The sequence below is a fragment of the Pseudomonas brassicae genome (assembly GCF_010671725.1).
In the GTDB taxonomy this organism is placed as follows: domain Bacteria; phylum Pseudomonadota; class Gammaproteobacteria; order Pseudomonadales; family Pseudomonadaceae; genus Aquipseudomonas; species Aquipseudomonas brassicae.
In genome coordinates this window covers 1-15,841 of record NZ_JAAHBU010000229.1, presented here as the reverse complement: position 1 = coordinate 15,841, position 15,841 = coordinate 1, and the positions used below count along the sequence as shown (strand labels likewise).

The following is a 15,841-nucleotide window of genomic DNA, read 5'->3' as shown; positions in this document are numbered from 1 at the left end:
CCGGCAGCGCCGGCGGCGCTCCCGGTCGGGCCTGGGTGACGGGACGGGGTCGCCGCCATTTTTATTTGACCAGCCATTCGTTCCACCGTGTCGCGATGGCCGGACCGTTCTTGGCCCAGTACGCGAAGTCGAGAGTGATCTGATCCTTGGCGTAAGCCGTCGGCAGGTTAGGCGCCAGCACCGAGTCCAGGCGCGCCACGCTGTCGAGGTTGACCGGGGCGTAGGCGGTCAGGTTGGAGAAGTCGGCCTGGCCCTTGGCACTGCTGGCATTGGCCAGGAACTTCATCGCCGCGTCCTTGTTTTTCGCGCCCTTGGGGATGACCAGGAAATCGGCCATGACCAGGTTCTGTTTCCAGCTCACGCCGACCGGTGCGCCGTCCTGTTGCAAGGCGTACACGCGACCGTTCCAGAATTGCCCCAGGCTCGCTTCGCCGGAGGCCAGCAGTTGCTGGGACTGTGCACCGCCGCCCCACCACACGATGTCTTTCTTGATGGTGTCGAGCTTCTTGAAGGCGCGGTCCAGGTCCAGCGGGTAGAGCTTGTCGGCGGCCACGCCATCGGCCAGCAGGGCCAGCTCCAGCACGCCCGGGCTGGGCCATTTGTACAGCGCACGTTTGCCGGGGTAGGTCTTGGTGTCGAACAGCGCGCTCCAGTCGACCGGCTTGCTGGCGCCCAGCTTGCCTTCGTTGTAGCCGAGCACGAAGGAGAAGAAGAACGAGCCCACGCCGTGGTCGGAGACGAAACGCGGGTCAAGCTTGTCGCGCTGGATGGTGTTGAAGTCCAGGGGTTCGAGCAGGCCTTCGGCGGCGGCGCGCAAGGCAAAGTCTGCCTCCACGTCGACCACGTCCCACTGCACGTTGCCGCTCTCGACCATGGCCTTGAGCTTGCCGTAGTCGGTAGGGCCGTCCTGCACCACGGTGATCTTGCTGTCACGCGTGAACGGATCGGCCCAGGCCTGCTTCTGCGCATCCTGGGTGCTGCCGCCCCAGCTCACGAAGTTGACGCTCTCGGCCGCCGACACGACGGTGCTGGCTGCTGTCAGCAGGCCGGCGACCAGTAATGCCGTTGCACGTTTTTTCAACACCATGTTCACGCCCTCATTTGTTGTGTTTTTGAGCGGGCTGTTGTCGCCCGCCTATCGGGAGCAGTAGGTCCATCGGGGTCTTAACGGCGACCGCGCCAAGGGTTGTTGTGGGTGCTGTCCCTGGTGGGCCCCTTGGTAAAAATGTCCGGTCTACGGAATATCATATTATGGTATTCCAAACATTGTGCAAGCACTTTGCCGTACCGGTTATCCGGCCAGTCAAGGGGCAGCCTGGCGCGGTTTTACCGGATCAGGCAGAAAACGGAATGCTTTCAACCACCTCCAGGTTGTAGCCGGTCAGCCCTGCGTATTTGAGTGGCGGGCCCAGGTGGCGCAGCTTGCCCACGCCCAGGTCTTGCAGTATCTGTGCTCCGGTGCCCACCTCCGAATAGATGCGCGATTGCGAGCGGCTGTACTGGCGCGGTGGCTGGGTCAGTTGCGGTACACGCTCCAGCAGTGCCTGGGAGGATTCGTGGTTGGCCAGTACCACCACCACGCCGTGGCCGTGCTCGGCGACTTTTTGCAGTGCCGCCCACAGCGTCCAGTTGCTCGGGCCGTTGTACTCGGCGCCGACCAGGTCGCGCAGCGGGTCGATCACGTGCACGCGCACCAGGGTGGGCTCTTCGGGGCGCAGGGTGCCCATCACCATGGCCATGTGTACGCCGCCTTCGATGCGGTCTTCATAGGTGACCAGACGGAACGTGCCGTGCACGGTCGGCAGTTCGCGTTCGCCGATGCGCGCCACGGTGTGCTCGGTGCTCAGGCGGTAATGGATGAGGTCGGCGATGGTGCCGATCTTGATGCCATGGCGGCGTGCGAACACTTCCAGGTCCGGGCGCCGGGCCATGCTGCCGTCATCGTTCATCACCTCGACGATCACCGAGGCCGGGGTGAAGCCGGCCAGGCGCGCCAGGTCGCAGCCGGCTTCGGTGTGGCCGGCACGGGTCAGTACGCCGCCTTCCTTGGCCCGCAGCGGGAAGATATGCCCCGGCTGCACCAGGTCATCCGGGCCGGCATCGGCGGCTACCGCGGCGGCCACGGTGCGCGCACGGTCGGCGGCTGAAATGCCGGTGGTGACACCGCTGGCCGCTTCGATAGATACCGTGAAGGCGGTGCTGAACACGCTGCCGTTGCTGGGTACCATCTGTTCCAGCCCCAGGCGCTGGCAGTGCTCGTCGGTGAGGGTCAGGCAGATCAGCCCGCGCGCTTCGCGGGCCATGAAGCTGATGGCCTGGGCCGTGCAGCAGTCGGCGGCCAACAGCAGGTCGCCCTCGTTTTCGCGGTCCTCGTCGTCGACCAGCAAGACCATCTTGCCCTGGCGGTAGTCGTCGATGATTTCTTCGATGCTGTTGAAGGCCATGGTGCAGTGCTCGCAGTGGAAAAATTATGGTATACCATAATACATAACGACTGAGGAGGTGCGAATGAAGGCTTACTGGATTGCCCACGTAGACGTCAGCGATGCCGATGCCTACAGCCAATACACATCGCGTGCGCCAGCGGCGTTCGTCAAATACGGCGGGCGCTTTCTGGCCCGTGGCGGCAAGAGCCAGGCGCTGGAAGGGGGCGACACCCCGCAGCGCAGCGTGGTCATCGAGTTCGATTCGTACGACCAGGCCGTGGCCTGCTACCACTCGCCCGAGTATCAGCACGCCAAGAGCCACCGTGCAGGCGTGGCACGCGCTGAGGTAATTATCGTCGAGGGTCTCGAAGCGTGAAGGTGGCGGCGATCAGCGGATGAAGTGGATCTTGCCGGTGTCGTCGCTGCCGATGTAGATGCCGTACACACCGGCCTGGCGTTCCTCGATGTAGCGCTCGAGGATCTGCCGGATGGCCGGGTAGTAGATGGTGTCCCACGGGATGTCTTCAGGGGCGAAGAACTGGTAGGCGAGGGTTTCCGGGCCGAAGTTGCCGGTGACTTCCAGCGCCGTGGCGCGATAGATGATGTACACCTCGCTGATCGCCGGCACGCTGAAGATGGAGTAGGGCGAGTGGATCTCGGCGCGCACGCCGCTCTCTTCCCAGACCTCGCGAAGGGCCGCCTGCTCGGTGGTTTCGTTGGCTTCCATGAAGCCTGCCGGCAGGGTCCAGGTGCCGGGACGCGGCGGGATCGCGCGCTGGCACAGCAGGTACTTGCCGTCCTGCTCGATGATGCAGCCGGCAATGATCTTGGGGTTGATGTAGTGGATATAGCCGCAGCCGCCGCACATCAGGCGCTCATGGGTATCGCCCGGCGGTTGGCGGCGACCGAGGTCGCTGCCACCGCAGCTGGGGCAAAAGCGCGGGGCGGCCATGGTCAGCGGCCTATGCGCGGTTCTTTGAGGGCGATGGGGGCGGTGATCTCGGGGATCTGGCCGGCGCCTTCCTGCTTGCGCTTGAGGTACTCCAGGGCCACCTTGGCGGCGGCGCGTACGTGGTCGACCGACGCCTGGTGGGCGGCCAGCGGGTCGCCGCTCTTGATCGCGGCGACGATGCGTTCCATTTCCTGGTTGCTGGTGCCGCGGCGGTTCTCCTGCGAGACCGAGGTGGCGCGCAGGTAGCTGATGCGTGCCTGCAGCTGGCGCAGCTGGGTGGCTGCCACGTGGTTGCCGGAGCCTTCGAGCAGCACGTCGTAGAAGCCCTGCACCGAGTCGATCACCTGCTGCAGCTCGCCTTCGGTGAGCGCCTTGCGGTTCTCTTCCAGGGCTTTTTCCAGGGCCTTGATGTCCTTGGCCTTGGCGCGCAGGTGAACAGTTGCACGATCAGGCCTTCGAGCACGCAGCGCAGCTCGTAGATATCGCCGGCGTCTTCAAGTGTGATGATGGCCACCCGTGGGCCCTTGGCATCGGCGAACTCCACCAGGCCTTCGGACTCCAGGTGCCGCAGCGCTTCACGCACCGAGGTGCGGCTTACGCCAAGACGATCGCACAGGTCGCGTTCAACCAGGCGATCGCCCGGCAGGAGCTGGAAATTCATGATGGCGCTTCGCAGTTTATCCAGCACGATTTCGCGCAGGGTAACGGGGTTGCGATTGACCTTGAAGCTGTCGTCGAGTGGCAGGCGTTTCATGGATTCTGCTCTGAGTGGGCTGTCCTGGCGACAAGAGCAGCCCAGGTTTAACTGGAGGCCTCTGCATCGGCGTCGGCGAAGGCTTCACGGGCAAGCCGGAAGCTGTCTACGGCGGCGGGTACACCGCAGTAAATGCCGACCTGAAGCAGAATTTCGCGTATTTGTTCACGGCTGAGCCCATTACGCAATGCGCCACGTACGTGCAGCTTGAGTTCATGGGGCCGATTGAGGGCCGAAATCATGGCCAAGTTTATCATGCTGCGCTCTTTAAGCGACAAACCCTCACGGCCCCATACGTGGCCCCAGCAGTACTCGGTGACCATCTCCTGCAGGGGGCGGGTGAAGTCGTCGGCATTCTCGATCGACCGTTGCACGTAGGCCTCGCCCAGCACCTGGGTGCGGATCGCCAGGCCTTTTTCGTATTTCTCGTTGCTCATGTCGGCTCCCTGAATAAAAAAGGGGCCGCTACCGAGGGGGGTAGCGCACGGCCCCGTAAAAAGTTGTCAGGCCAGGGTGGGCAGCGCGCCCAGCTTGCCCTTGTGGTACACCATCGGCGTGACCGCCTGCTCGGGCAGGATCAGGTGCTTCACCGCGCCGACGATGATCGCGTGATCGCCGCCGTCGTACTCACGCCACAGCTCGCACTCGATGATCGCGGTGGCCTTGGCCAGCAGCGGGTTGCCCAGTTCGCTCAGGTGCCACTCGATGCCCTTGGCCTTGTCTTTGCCCTTGCCGGCGAAGGCGTAGGCCTCGGCGGTCTGGTCGGCCGACAGCAGGTGGATCGCGAACTGCTTGCTGTCACGCAGGATCGGGTAGGTGTCGGAGGCATAGTTGGGGCAGAACAGCACCAGCGCCGGGTCGATCGACAGCGCGCTGAACGCGCTGGCGGTGATGCCGACGATCTCGCCATCCGGGTCGAGGGTGGTGACCACCGTGACACCGGACGGGAAGGAGCCCATGACTTCTTTGTAAATGCCGGGTTCGATCATTGTTCAGGTCTCCTATCGCATCACGAACGGGTCGGGCATGGGCGCTTGCGAGAGGTTGATCCACACCGTCTTGAGTTCGGTATAGGCCAGCACCGAATCGATGCCGCTCTCGCGACCGTAGCCGCTGTTCTTGAAACCGCCGATCGGGGCCATGGCCGAGACCGCACGGTAAGTATTGACCCAGATGATCCCCGAGCGCACGTCACGGGCCAGGCGGTGGGCACGGCCCAGGTCGCGGGTCCAGATGCCGGCCGCCAGGCCGAACTGCGAGTCGTTGGCGATGGCCAGCGCCTGGGCCTCGTCCTTGAAGCGGATCACCGAGGCCACCGGGCCGAACACTTCTTCCTGCATGATCTTCATCGAGTTGCTGTCGCACTCGAACAGGGTCGGCTCGTAGAACCAGCCGCCGCCGATGTCTGCACGCTTGCCGCCCATGCGCAGGCGCGCACCTTCGGCCAGCGCGTCGGCGACCAGGCCTTCGACCACGGCCAGTTGCTGCGCGGTGGCCATCGGGCCCATCTCGCTGCTGTCGTCCTGCGGGTTGCCGATGCGGATGCGCCGGGCGCGTTCGACCAGGCGTTCGACGAATTCGTCGTAGATCTCGTCCTGCACCAGCAGGCGCGAGCCTGACACGCAGCTTTGCCCGGAGGCGGCGTAGATGCCGGCGATGGCGCCGTTGATCGCGCTGTCCAGGTCGGCGTCGGCAAAGATGATGTTGGGCGACTTGCCGCCCAGCTCCAGCGACAGCTTGGCGAAGTTTTCGGCGCTGCTGCGCACCACATGGCGCGCAGTCGCCGCGCCACCGGTAAAGGCGATCTTGCGCACCAGCGGGTGGCGGGTGAGTGCGGCGCCGGTGCTCGGCCCGTAGCCGGTCACCACGTTGACCACGCCGGCCGGTATGCCCGCTTCCAGTGCCAGGCGGGCCAGCTCCAGAATGGTCGCCGAGGCGTGTTCGGACGGCTTGAGCACGATGGTGTTGCCGGCCGCCAGGGCTGGGGCCAGCTTGATCGCGGTCAGGTACAGCGGGCTGTTCCAGGGGATGATCCCGGCCACCACGCCCATCGGCTCGTGCACGGTGTAGGCGAACAGGTCGGGCTTGTCCAGCGGCAGGGTGCCGCCTTCGAGCTTGTCGGCAAGGCCTGCGGTGTAGTGGAAAAACTCTGGCAGGTAGCCGACCTGGCCGCGGGTTTCGCGGATCAGCTTGCCGTTGTCACGGCTTTCCAGCTGGGCCAGTTGTTCCTTGTTCTCGGCGATCAGGTCGCCCAGGCGGCGCAGCAGTTTGCCCCGTGCGGTGGCGCTCAAGCCACGCCATGCCGGGTTTTCGAAGGCGGCCTGGGCGGCCTGCACGGCGCGCTCCACATCGTCTTCGCCGGCATCGGGCAGCACCGCCCAGGGTTCGGCCAGGGCCGGGTTGAGGCTTTCGAAGGTCTTGCCGCTGAGGGCATCGACCCACTGGCCGTCGATGCACATCTGGAAGCGTGCGAGTGTCATGCCACAATCCCCTTGATCAGCTGTTGTTTCTGCGCGGTGTCGAGGAAGCTCAGCAGCACCTGGTTGACCAGGCGAGGCGACTCTACCGGCATCATATGCCGTTGCTCCTCAAGGATCGCCACCTGGGCGCCCGGAATGCGCTCGGCCAACTGCCTGGCCATCTGCGGGGTCGAGCCGGGGTCCAGCTCGCCGGTGGCGATCAGCGTCGGTACCTGGATGCTGCCCAGGTCGTCGGCGCGGTACATGTCTTGTGTGGCGAACAGTTCATAGGTGGTCAGGTAGCCCTGCGGATCGTTGCCGGCCAGGGTCTGGCGGATGGCGGCGATCTGCGCCGGGTTGGCCGCCTGGTACTCGCGGCTGAACCAGCGCGACAGGGCGGCTTCGGCATTCGCGTCGGGCCCGTGTTCGGCGGCCTGGGCGGTGCGGGCGATCACGCCTTCACGCTGCTCGGGGCTGCGGTTGAACACGCTGTTGAGCACCACCAGCCCTTGCAGGCGCTCGGGGTAGTGCAGGGCGAAGGCGCGCGCCACCAGGCCGCCCATGGAGAAGCCGATCACCGTGGCGTGCGGCACGTGCAGGTGCTCCAGCAGCTCCAGCAACTGGTCGGCGTAGCCGAGCAGGCCGGTGCCGGGTGCCGGGCGCGGGCTGTCGCCGTGACCGAGCATGTCGTAGGCGACCACGCGGTAGTGCGTGGCCAGGCCGACGATCTGCCCGCCCCACATTTCTTTGTTCAGGCCCACGCCGTGGATCAAGACCACGGTCTGGCCTTGGCCGGTCGCCAGGTAACTGGTGCCAGCCGGGGTGCGTTCAGCGGTGAGCCGAATCATGGAGCGCTCCTGCAATGCCGTTGTGGTTATTACTGGGCTTTTTCGGCAGCCAGTTCTTCCAGATCGATGTAGCGGTTACCGATGCGCGGGTGCAGGCGGCCACCGTCGGCGCACCCCAGTACCACGACGATTTCGTCGGCACGCGGGGCGTCTTCGATCTGCATTTCCAGGGTGATGTAGTGCGAACGCAGGCCTTCGTCGTCCTTGTGCATCATCGGGATCTGGATCGAGGTGCCCGGGCCGCCGCGCTTGTTGGTGAAGCTCAGGTAGCTCTTGGCCTTGACCGCTTCACGGTAGTGGTTGCCAAAGCGCAGGGTGTGGATCACCGCCGAGGCGTGCTCGATCTCGCCATCGGCGCCGACCACGGCCGCCTTGCCATAGGCTTCGATCTTGCCGGCGCCGCCGATGATGCCCACCAGGCGCTCGACCATCAGCGCACCCAGGTCGGAGCAGTTGGCGCGGATCTGGGGCTTGAGGTCGTCGACGAAACCGTTCAGCCATGGGTTCTTGATCACCACTGCCAGGCCCACCATGGTCACCGGCTTGTCGGCGGCCTTGCCGCCCTCGATGAAGGTTTCTTCGACATAGCTGACGATCTTGCGAATTTCGAAACTCATGAGCTGCTCCGTCTGAGGGATATAATGGTCTGTGCGTATGATGGTATACCATAATACTGCAAGCGCAAGTCCCCTCGGTGAGTTTGTCGAGGAGGCAGGCGACAGATGGCGCGGTGCGCGCTACAGCTGTGCGGCGCCTGTAGCGTTTGATGCAACACTTGTAGCGCTGCTGGCTTGCTGGCCATAGGCCAGGTGAGGGCCGCCAAGGCCCGTGATTACGGCGTGTTGACGGTTCCGGCGGCAACTGGCATGGCGGTTGCGATGAGTGGGAGGCGCAGCGCGAAGATTGCGCCACTAATAAGAACAGGACACTCCCATGAGACAGACTGGCCTAGCCTCGCTTCCCCTCAAAACCCTTGCCGTCGCCGTGCTGCTGAGCCTGGTGGGCCCGGCGCTGGCTGCGGACATCCCGGCCAACGTGGATGGTGCGCGCATCATCGCCGCCGACAAGGAGCCCGGTAACTGGATGAGTACCGGGCGTACCTACGACGAACAGCGCTACAGCCCGCTCAAGCAGATCAGTGACAAGAACGTCGGTGAACTGGGCCTGGCCTGGAGCTACAAACTCGACCTGGACCGTGGCGTGGAAGCCACCCCCATCGTGGTCGACGGGGTGATGTACACCACCGGGCCGTTCTCGGTGGTGTATGCGCTGGATGCGCGCAACGGCAAGCTGATCTGGAAATACGACCCGCAATCGGACCGCAACCGCGCCGGCGAAGCCTGTTGCGATGCGGTCAACCGTGGTGTGGCGGTGTGGAAGGGCAAGGTGTATGTGGGCGTGCTCGACGGGCGCCTGGAGGCCATCGACGCCAAGACCGGCCAGCGTGCCTGGTCGGTGGATACCCGCGCCGACCACACGCGCAGCTACACCATCACCGGCGCGCCACGGGTGGTCAACGGCAAGGTGGTGATCGGCAACGGCGGCGCCGAGTTCGGCGTGCGCGGCTATGTCACCGCTTATGACGCCGAGACCGGCAAGGAGGCGTGGCGCTTCTACACCGTGCCGGGCGACCCGAAGCTGCCGCCCGAAGGCAAGGGCATGGAAATCGCCGCCAAGACCTGGTTCGGCGATGCCTACGTGGAGCAGGGTGGCGGGGGGACCGCATGGGACTCGTTCGCCTACGACCCGGAGCTGAACCTGCTGTACATCGGCGTGGGCAACGGCTCGCTGTGGGACCCCAAGTGGCGCAGCCAGGCCAAGGGCGACAACCTGTTCCTGTCGTCCATCGTGGCGGTCAACGCCGACACCGGCGAATACGTGTGGCACTACCAGACCACCCCGGGCGACGCCTGGGACTACACCGCCACCCAGCACATGATCCTGGCCGAGCTGCCGATCGACGGCAAGCCGCGCAAGGTGCTGATGCAGGCGCCCAAGAACGGCTTCTTCTATGTGATCGACCGTGCCACCGGCGAACTGCTGTCGGCCAAGGGCATCGTGCCGCAGAGCTGGACCAAGGGCATGGACATGAAGACGGCCGGCCGATCGTGGATGAAGACAACGCCGCCTACTGGAAAAACGGCAAGCGCAACCTGGTAACCCCGGCGTTCTGGGGTGCGCATGACTGGCAGCCAATGTCCTACAACCCCAATACCGGGCTGGTGTACATCCCGGCGCACATCATGTCGGCCTACTACGAGCACATTCCCGAGGCGCCCAAGCGCAACCCGTTCAAGAGCATGTACCAGTTGGGCCTGCGCACCGGCATGATGCCCGAGGGCGCCGAGGGCCTGCTGGAAATGGCCAAGGGCTGGTCGGGCAAGCTGATCGCCTGGGACCCGGTCAAGCAGCAGCCGGCCTGGGAAGTGCCCTACGTGACCATCTTCAACGGCGGCACCCTGAGCACCGCCGGCAACCTGGTGTTCGAGGGCAGCGCCGACGGGCGCGTGATCGCCTATGCCGCCGACACCGGCGACAAGCTGTGGGAGCAACCAGCCGCCAGTGGTGTGATGGCCGCACCGGTCACCTACAGCGTCGACGGTGAGCAGTACGTGACCTTCATGGCCGGTTGGGGCGGCGCATTCTCTACCTTTGCCGGCGCCTTGTCGCTGCGTGCCGGGGTACAACCGTACGCCCAGGTGCTGACCTACAAGCTGGGCGGCACGGCCAAGCTGCAAGAGCCGGCGCCGCGCCCGGACGCACCGCCACCCCCGGCCTTGAGCAACGACACCGCCTCGATCGAGGCCGGCGCCAAGCTGTATGACGGTTACTGCTCGCAGTGCCACGGCATCCATGCGGTCAGCGGCGGCGTGCTGCCGGACCTGCGCAAGCTCACCCCGGAAAAACACCAGATGTTCCTCGGCATCCTCTTCGGTGGCCGCGTGCCGGACGGCATGCCGTCGTTCGCTGAAGCCTTCACCCCCGAGCAGGTTGACCAGATCCACCAGTACCTGATCAAGCGCGCCCACGACCTCAAGCACGAAGGCGATACCTGGAAGCAGTTCAGCGCCCAGTCATCCAATTGAACAGAGAGATTCATCCATGAGTGACGCCATCTACCAGAACTACATCGCCAACGCGTTCGTCGACAGCGAGGCACTGATCGAGGTGCACAACCCCGCCAACGGGCAGTTGCTGGGGCGCGTGCCGCAGGCCAGCGATGCCCAGGTCGAGCAGGCCATCGCCGCCGCGCGCCAGGCGCAGAAGGGCTGGGCCACACGCCCGGCCATCGAGCGCGCCGGCTACCTGCGCAAGATCGCCAGCAAGGTGCGCGACAACGCCGAGCGCCTGGCGCGCATCATCACCGCCGAGCAGGGCAAGGTGCTCGGCCTGGCCCTGGTCGAAGTGAACTTCACTGCCGATTACCTCGACTACATGGCCGAGTGGGCACGGCGCCTGGAGGGCGAGGTGCTGACCAGCGACCGCGCGGGTGAGAGCATCTTTTTGCTGCGCAAGCCACTGGGCGTGGTGGCCGGGATTCTGCCGTGGAATTTCCCGTTCTTTTTGATCGCGCGCAAGATGGCGCCGGCCTTGCTGACCGGTAACACCATCGTGATCAAGCCAAGTGAAGAAACCCCGATCAACTGCTTCGAATTTGCCCGCCTGGTGGCCGAAACCGACCTGCCCAGCGGCGTGTTCAACGTGGTGTGCGGCACCGGTGCAACGGTGGGGCAACGCCTGACCAGCCATGCCGGCATCGACCTGATCAGCTTCACCGGCAGTGTCGGCACCGGCTCGCGGATCATGGCGGCGGCGGCGCCGAACATCACCAAGCTCAACCTGGAACTGGGCGGCAAGGCACCGGCCATTGTGCTGGACGACGCCGACCTGGGGTTGGCGGTCAAGGCCATCACGGCCTCGCGGGTGATCAACAGCGGGCAGGTGTGCAACTGCGCCGAGCGGGTGTACGTGCAGCGTGCGGTCGCCGATGAATTCACCGACAAGCTGGCCGGCGCCATGGCCGCGACCCGTTACGGTGATCCGCTGGCCGAGGCCGACCTGGACATGGGGCCGCTGATCAACCAGGCGGCGCTGGACAAGGTCGGGCAGATGGTGCACACGGCCGTGGGGCAGGGCGCGCAGTTGGTGACCGGTGGTGCGGTGGCCGATCGTGGGCAGGGTTTCCATTATCAGCCGACGGTATTGGCGGGCTGTGTGGCGGACATGGAGATCATGCGCAAGGAGATCTTTGGGCCGGTGTTGCCGATCCAGATCGTCGACAGCCTGGACGAGGCGATTGCCCTGGCCAATGACAGCGAGTACGGGCTGACCTCATCGCTGTACACGCGCAGCCTGAGCGCGGCGATGCATGCCAGCAATGCGCTGGACTTTGGCGAGACCTACATCAACCGCGAGAACTTCGAGGCCATGCAGGGCTTCCATGCCGGTACGCGCAAGTCGGGGATCGGCGGGGCAGATGGCAAGCATGGGTTGTATGAGTACACGCATACGCATGTGGTCTATATCCAGATCTGATGCCTAGCTAGCCTCATCGCCCCCTTCGCTGGCAAGCCAGCTCCCACAGGTACAGCGCAAGCCTTGAAAACAGCGCAAACCCTGTGGGAGCTGGCTTGCCAGCGAAGGGGTCGGTGAGGCTGGCCCAGCAAGCAATCACAACCGATCATTGGGCTGCACCACCCCATACTTCTTCATCTGCCGATACAAGGTCGAGCGCGCTACCCCCCAGCTCACCTGCGACCGCACTGATGTTCCAGCGATGGCGACGCAGCACCTCCAGCAATTCGCTGGCCGGGTCCTGGCGGTCGATGCGCAGCGGCTCGCTGCGGCTCACCTGCAAGAGTTCCATCGGCAGGCAGTCGACATCAATCCAGCCATCCTCGGCCAAGGCCGCCGCGTAACGCAGCGTATTGAGCAACTGCCGGATATTGCCCGGCCAGGCCTGCGCATACAGGCACTCGCGCGCCTGTTCGGTCAGCCTCAGCCCCGCACCCTGCGCCGCCAGCAATCGCTCGATCAGTTCAGCCCGGTCACTGCGGTCGCGCAGTGCCGGCAAGGCCAGGTTCATGCCACCCAGGCGGTAATACAGGTCCTGGCGAAAGCGCTTCTGGTCAATCATCCCGTGCAGGTCCTGGTGGGTCGCCGAAATCACTTGTACATCCAGCGCCACCGGCGCCTGCGCCCCAATCGGGAAAATCTCGCGCTCGGCCAGCACCCGCAGCAGGCGCGTCTGCAGGTGCGCCGGCATGTCGCCGATTTCATCCAGAAACAGCGTGCCGCCCGCCGCCAGTTCCAGCTTGCCTTTCATGCCTTTCTTGTCGGCACCGGTAAAACTGCCACCACGATAGCCGAACAGCTCGCTCTCGATCAGGCTCTCGGGGATCGCCGCACAGTTGAGCGCGACAAACGGTGCCGCATGCCGCGCGCTGGCCTGGTGGATGGCGCGGGCAAACGCCTCCTTGCCGGTGCCGGTCTCGCCCGTGATCAGGATCGGCAGGTCCTTGTCGATCACCTTGCGCACCCGCTGTACCGCTTGTTGCAGGCGTGCATCGCCGCCAGCCAGTTGCTGCAGGTCGGGATGCTGCGGGCGTGCCGGCGCTTGGCCGCCACGGGTGCCGAACGGTGGCGCTGCGACGGAATCCGCAGGCCCACGTCCAGCACGCTGTCGTCCTGCCGGCCGCGCAAGCGCACGCCACGTGCGCCGCCCTGGGTGAGGCCGAGCAATTCTTCCATCGAGGTGGGCAGCAGGCTGTCGATGCGTGCTTGCAGCAGCGGCCGGTCGTCGCGTTGATGGGCCACGAAGGTGGCGCGGTTGGCGCCGATGATGCGGCCGCTGTCATCCAGCGCGAGCAACTGTTCGTTGGCCAGGTCGGCGATGTCGTCGACGGGCTTGAGCGACAGGGTCAGGCAATCGCGGTAGCACTCGCGAAAGTGTGCGTTCTCGATCAGCCGTGCATACAGGATTACCAGTTGCAGGGTCAGGTACTGCGCCTGCTTGGGCCCGTTGCTGTTAAGGCACGTGGCGTTCAGGCAGCCGCGCAGCAGGCCCTGGGCATCGAAGATCGGCGCCACCGAGCAGCTCAGGCGAAAGTTGGCGGCCAGGAAGTGTTCTTCGCGGTGGATGATCAGCGGCTGCGCAGCGGCCAGGGTAGTGCCGATGCCATTGGTGCCGGCGATCGACTCGTCCCAGCGTGCGCCCACCACCAGCCCCGCCTGGGTATACACCTGGCTGGCCTCGGGCAGGCGCGTGTCGAGGGTGATGCCGTGCTCGTCGCTCAGCAGCACCGCAAAGCCAGCCGGCACCACGCGCCGGGCCAGGCCGCTGACGCCCTGGCTGGCGATGGCCAGGTACTGCTGGTGCTGCTGTTGATGGCGACGGATGTCATCGGCCCCCAGCACATGGGTACGCCCGGCGGCGCCGGGGTCGAGGCGGTGCTCGACCACGCTGCGGTACCACGACTGCGCAATGACCGGGTCGGGGCGGATGCCGCGTTCAGGGAAGTGGTCGTCGACAAAGGCCGCGAGCTCGCTCGGGCTGGTGTGCGTGTGCTGCATGCTGGGCTCCCATCGACGCTACCGCGCAGCGTAGCGTCGTCTTGTTGTCTCGGGGCCAGGGGCGGGCACCGATCTGTGCCTACCTTAGACGCTGTGGCGGGAATTTTCAGCCGGTAATAGCCGCTTTTCACTGAATCGGCTTGTGCGTCGGGTGCTTTGGGTACCTGCGTTTGTTATCGTGCCCGGCATATCCGTTTCTTCATGTTGCGGGTCAGGAGCTCAAAGCGTGCCCAGGAAGGTGGTAGATAGATGATTGCGTGTGTGCGTTGGCTGTTGCTGGTGATGTTCGTGGTCGTCACGTTTCCGTTCCTCTGTGTATTGCTGCTGTTGAACCCGCGCAAGCACAACAACCTGCACCTGGCCTGCCGTGCCTACCGCTGGGTCAACCGCATCTTCGGAGTGCAGGTCGTGGCCGCGGGGTTCGACGCAATCGCGCCCGGGCGGCCCTACATCTACGTCGCCAACCACCAGAGCAACCACGACGCGTTCATCGTCGCCCAGGTGCTGCCGCCCGGCACGGTGATCGTCGCCAAGCAGTCGCTGCGCTGGCTGCCGCTGGTGGGCCAACTGTACTGGCTGACCGGCAGCCTGTTCATCGACCGCAGCAACCCGCGCGCCTCGATCAAGAGCCTGCGCACCATCGCCAGGCAGGTCACGCAACACAACACCTCGATCTGGGTCTTCCCGGAGGGCACGCGCAATCCCGGCCAGGGTGTGCTGCCGTTCAAGAGCGGCGCGTTTCGTATTGCCAGGGAAATGGGCATCGGCATCATCCCCGTGACCATCAGTTGCACGGTACGGGCCATTCGTCATAACCGCCTGGGGCCCACGCAGGTCAGCATTACGGCGCACCGGCCCATCGAGGCCGACCTGGTGGCCAGCATGGACGCCAAGCAGTTGGCATCCTATACCCGCGAAGTGATCAGCAACGGCCTGCCGATCGTTTAGGCTGCACGCCGCGCCGACTGTGCTTGGCAGCTGCGCTAGACTTTCGCACAACAGCCACTTCCGCCACGGATGGCCCAAGGCCCGCCATGATTGCCCATACCCCCACCTTGTTTGGCTGCGTCGCGCTGGTTGCGACGATCATGGCCTTCTGTCTGATCCTGGTGGCGCGCTTCACTCGGCGCGACGGCGTGCTGACCACCGGTTACGGCTTGCTCGCGCATGCGCTGGCCTATGTCTGCTACACCCTGTACGGCCATGCGCCGTTGTGGTTGACCTATGGTGCGGCCAATACCCTGCTGTCGGTGGCGCTGGCGTTCTATGGCGTGAGCATTTTTCGCGTGCGCGAGGCACCGGTGCCCTGGCGCCGGATCTTCAGCGTGCCGGTGCTGATGCTGGGGTGCATGGTGCTGTTGTTCGACAACCGCGAGCACCGGATGCTCGCCGCCTCGTTGGTGCTGAGCCTGCAGTGCCTGCTGATCATCCTGTGGGCACGTCGCCATGCGCAGCCGGCGGGTCGCGCGCACCTGTTGCTGATGATCGGCGGTGTTATCAGCCTGGTCGTCTGCTGATGCGGGTGGCGGCGGTACTGGCCGGCGGGGCGGCAGAGATGCAGTACGACGTGAGCAACCTCAAGCAGACCATTTCGGTGAGTATCGGTACGGTGACGGTGATGATGTATTCGCTGGGGCTGGTGCTGCTGTCCAAGGAGCGCAGCGAGGCGATCCTGGAGTACATGGCGCGGCGTGACGGCTTGACCGGCATCCTCAATCGGCGTGCGATCCTCGAACAGCTCGACGATGCACTGCAACGTGCCCGGGGCAGTGCCGCGCCGCTGGCAGTGGCGATGATCGATATCGATCACTTCAAGCGTATCAACGATG

General features: G+C 64.9%; 13 protein-coding genes and 3 pseudogenes. 5 read left to right on the top strand and 11 right to left on the bottom strand.

The genetic code is table 11. The features are described from left to right. Positions 1 to 61: 61 nt before the first annotated feature. On the bottom strand, positions 62 to 1,087 hold the full coding sequence (locus G3436_RS16225) for a polyamine ABC transporter substrate-binding protein (protein WP_163946802.1): 1,026 nt from the start codon (positions 1,085 to 1,087) through the stop codon (positions 62 to 64). A gap of 247 nt (positions 1,088 to 1,334) precedes the next feature. Further along, positions 1,335 to 2,444 carry a bifunctional 3,4-dihydroxy-2-butanone-4-phosphate synthase/GTP cyclohydrolase II gene (gene ribBA, locus G3436_RS16220; RefSeq protein ID WP_163946800.1) on the bottom strand — a complete coding sequence of 370 codons (1,110 nt, stop codon included), beginning with the start codon at positions 2,442 to 2,444 and terminating at the stop codon, positions 1,335 to 1,337. Positions 2,445 to 2,508: 64 nt separating this feature from the next. On the opposite strand from ribBA, the gene G3436_RS16215 reads away from it, so the two are divergent. Further along, positions 2,509 to 2,802, top strand: coding sequence for a DUF1330 domain-containing protein (locus G3436_RS16215; protein WP_163946797.1), 294 nt, complete (start codon positions 2,509 to 2,511; stop codon positions 2,800 to 2,802). 12 nt (positions 2,803 to 2,814) lie between these two features. On the opposite strand, the gene G3436_RS16210 is transcribed toward G3436_RS16215, so the two are convergent. From G3436_RS16210 to G3436_RS16180, 7 genes and pseudogenes are all read right to left on the bottom strand, one after another. Beyond that, positions 2,815 to 3,378: an NUDIX hydrolase gene (locus tag G3436_RS16210; RefSeq protein WP_163946794.1), complete on the bottom strand. Its 564-nt coding sequence runs from the start codon at positions 3,376 to 3,378 to the stop codon at positions 2,815 to 2,817. Between the two features lie 2 nt (positions 3,379 to 3,380). Next, a pseudogene (locus tag G3436_RS16205) lies at positions 3,381 to 4,132 on the bottom strand (GntR family transcriptional regulator). A 47-nt stretch (positions 4,133 to 4,179) separates the two neighbouring features. Then, on the bottom strand, positions 4,180 to 4,569 hold the full coding sequence (locus tag G3436_RS16200; protein WP_163946791.1) for a carboxymuconolactone decarboxylase family protein: 390 nt from the start codon (positions 4,567 to 4,569) through the stop codon (positions 4,180 to 4,182). A gap of 66 nt (positions 4,570 to 4,635) precedes the next feature. Further along, positions 4,636 to 5,121, bottom strand: coding sequence for a flavin reductase family protein (locus tag G3436_RS16195; RefSeq protein ID WP_163946788.1), 486 nt, complete (start codon positions 5,119 to 5,121; stop codon positions 4,636 to 4,638). 12 nt (positions 5,122 to 5,133) lie between these two features. Continuing rightward, a complete protein-coding gene (locus G3436_RS16190) occupies positions 5,134 to 6,612 on the bottom strand; it encodes an aldehyde dehydrogenase (RefSeq protein WP_163946785.1) in 1,479 nt (492 codons plus the stop codon). Continuing rightward, positions 6,609 to 7,439: an alpha/beta fold hydrolase gene (locus G3436_RS16185; protein ID WP_163946781.1), complete on the bottom strand. Its 831-nt coding sequence runs from the start codon at positions 7,437 to 7,439 to the stop codon at positions 6,609 to 6,611. The genes G3436_RS16190 and G3436_RS16185 overlap by 4 nt, the downstream gene beginning before the upstream one ends. Before the next feature lie 29 nt (positions 7,440 to 7,468). Next, entirely contained in the window at positions 7,469 to 8,056 is a 588-nt protein-coding gene (locus G3436_RS16180) for an amino acid synthesis family protein (RefSeq protein WP_163946778.1), read from the bottom strand. A 316-nt stretch (positions 8,057 to 8,372) separates the two neighbouring features. Between G3436_RS16180 and G3436_RS16175 the strand changes: the two are divergent. Together G3436_RS16175 and aldA are read left to right on the top strand one after the other, a co-directional pair. Then, positions 8,373 to 10,525 (top strand): annotated as a pseudogene (locus G3436_RS16175) (PQQ-dependent dehydrogenase, methanol/ethanol family). Positions 10,526 to 10,541: 16 nt separating this feature from the next. After that, a complete protein-coding gene (gene aldA / locus G3436_RS16170) occupies positions 10,542 to 11,975 on the top strand; it encodes an aldehyde dehydrogenase (protein WP_163946775.1) in 1,434 nt (477 codons plus the stop codon). Between the two features lie 145 nt (positions 11,976 to 12,120). On the opposite strand, the gene G3436_RS27710 is transcribed toward aldA, so the two are convergent. After that, entirely contained in the window at positions 12,121 to 12,978 is an 858-nt protein-coding gene (locus G3436_RS27710) for a sigma-54-dependent Fis family transcriptional regulator (protein WP_338001272.1), read from the bottom strand. Then, positions 12,966 to 14,012, bottom strand: a complete 1,047-nt coding sequence (locus G3436_RS27705; RefSeq protein ID WP_243667177.1) for a sigma-54-dependent transcriptional regulator family protein — start codon at positions 14,010 to 14,012, stop codon at positions 12,966 to 12,968. The genes G3436_RS27710 and G3436_RS27705 overlap by 13 nt, the downstream gene beginning before the upstream one ends. A 249-nt stretch (positions 14,013 to 14,261) precedes the next feature. Between G3436_RS27705 and G3436_RS16160 the strand changes: the two genes are divergently transcribed. Both G3436_RS16160 and G3436_RS16155 read left to right on the top strand, forming a co-directional pair. After that, complete coding sequence (locus G3436_RS16160; RefSeq protein WP_163946772.1) at positions 14,262 to 14,960, top strand: lysophospholipid acyltransferase family protein; 699 nt, start codon at positions 14,262 to 14,264, stop codon at positions 14,958 to 14,960. Positions 14,961 to 15,046: 86 nt separating this feature from the next. Then, positions 15,047 to 15,841: pseudogene (locus tag G3436_RS16155) on the top strand (GGDEF domain-containing protein); the annotation flags it as partial.

Bases quoted from the DNA above. Each gene is read 5' to 3' on its own strand.
- ribBA (WP_163946800.1), bottom strand. From the start codon at position 2,444: ATGGCCTTCAACAGCATCGAAGAAATCATCGACGACTACCGCCAGGGC.
- G3436_RS16160 (WP_163946772.1), top strand. From the start codon at position 14,262: ATGATTGCGTGTGTGCGTTGGCTGTTGCTGGTGATGTTCGTGGTCGTC.
- G3436_RS16190 (WP_163946785.1), bottom strand. From the start codon at position 6,612: ATGACACTCGCACGCTTCCAGATGTGCATCGACGGCCAGTGGGTCGAT.
- G3436_RS16185 (WP_163946781.1), bottom strand. From the start codon at position 7,439: ATGATTCGGCTCACCGCTGAACGCACCCCGGCTGGCACCAGTTACCTG.
- G3436_RS27705 (WP_243667177.1), bottom strand. From the start codon at position 14,012: ATGCAGCACACGCACACCAGCCCGAGCGAGCTCGCGGCCTTTGTCGAC.
- G3436_RS16200 (WP_163946791.1), bottom strand. From the start codon at position 4,569: ATGAGCAACGAGAAATACGAAAAAGGCCTGGCGATCCGCACCCAGGTG.
- G3436_RS16215 (WP_163946797.1), top strand. From the start codon at position 2,509: ATGAAGGCTTACTGGATTGCCCACGTAGACGTCAGCGATGCCGATGCC.
- G3436_RS16195 (WP_163946788.1), bottom strand. From the start codon at position 5,121: ATGATCGAACCCGGCATTTACAAAGAAGTCATGGGCTCCTTCCCGTCC.
- G3436_RS16210 (WP_163946794.1), bottom strand. From the start codon at position 3,378: ATGGCCGCCCCGCGCTTTTGCCCCAGCTGCGGTGGCAGCGACCTCGGT.
- aldA (WP_163946775.1), top strand. From the start codon at position 10,542: ATGAGTGACGCCATCTACCAGAACTACATCGCCAACGCGTTCGTCGAC.
- G3436_RS16180 (WP_163946778.1), bottom strand. From the start codon at position 8,056: ATGAGTTTCGAAATTCGCAAGATCGTCAGCTATGTCGAAGAAACCTTC.
- G3436_RS16225 (WP_163946802.1), bottom strand. From the start codon at position 1,087: ATGGTGTTGAAAAAACGTGCAACGGCATTACTGGTCGCCGGCCTGCTG.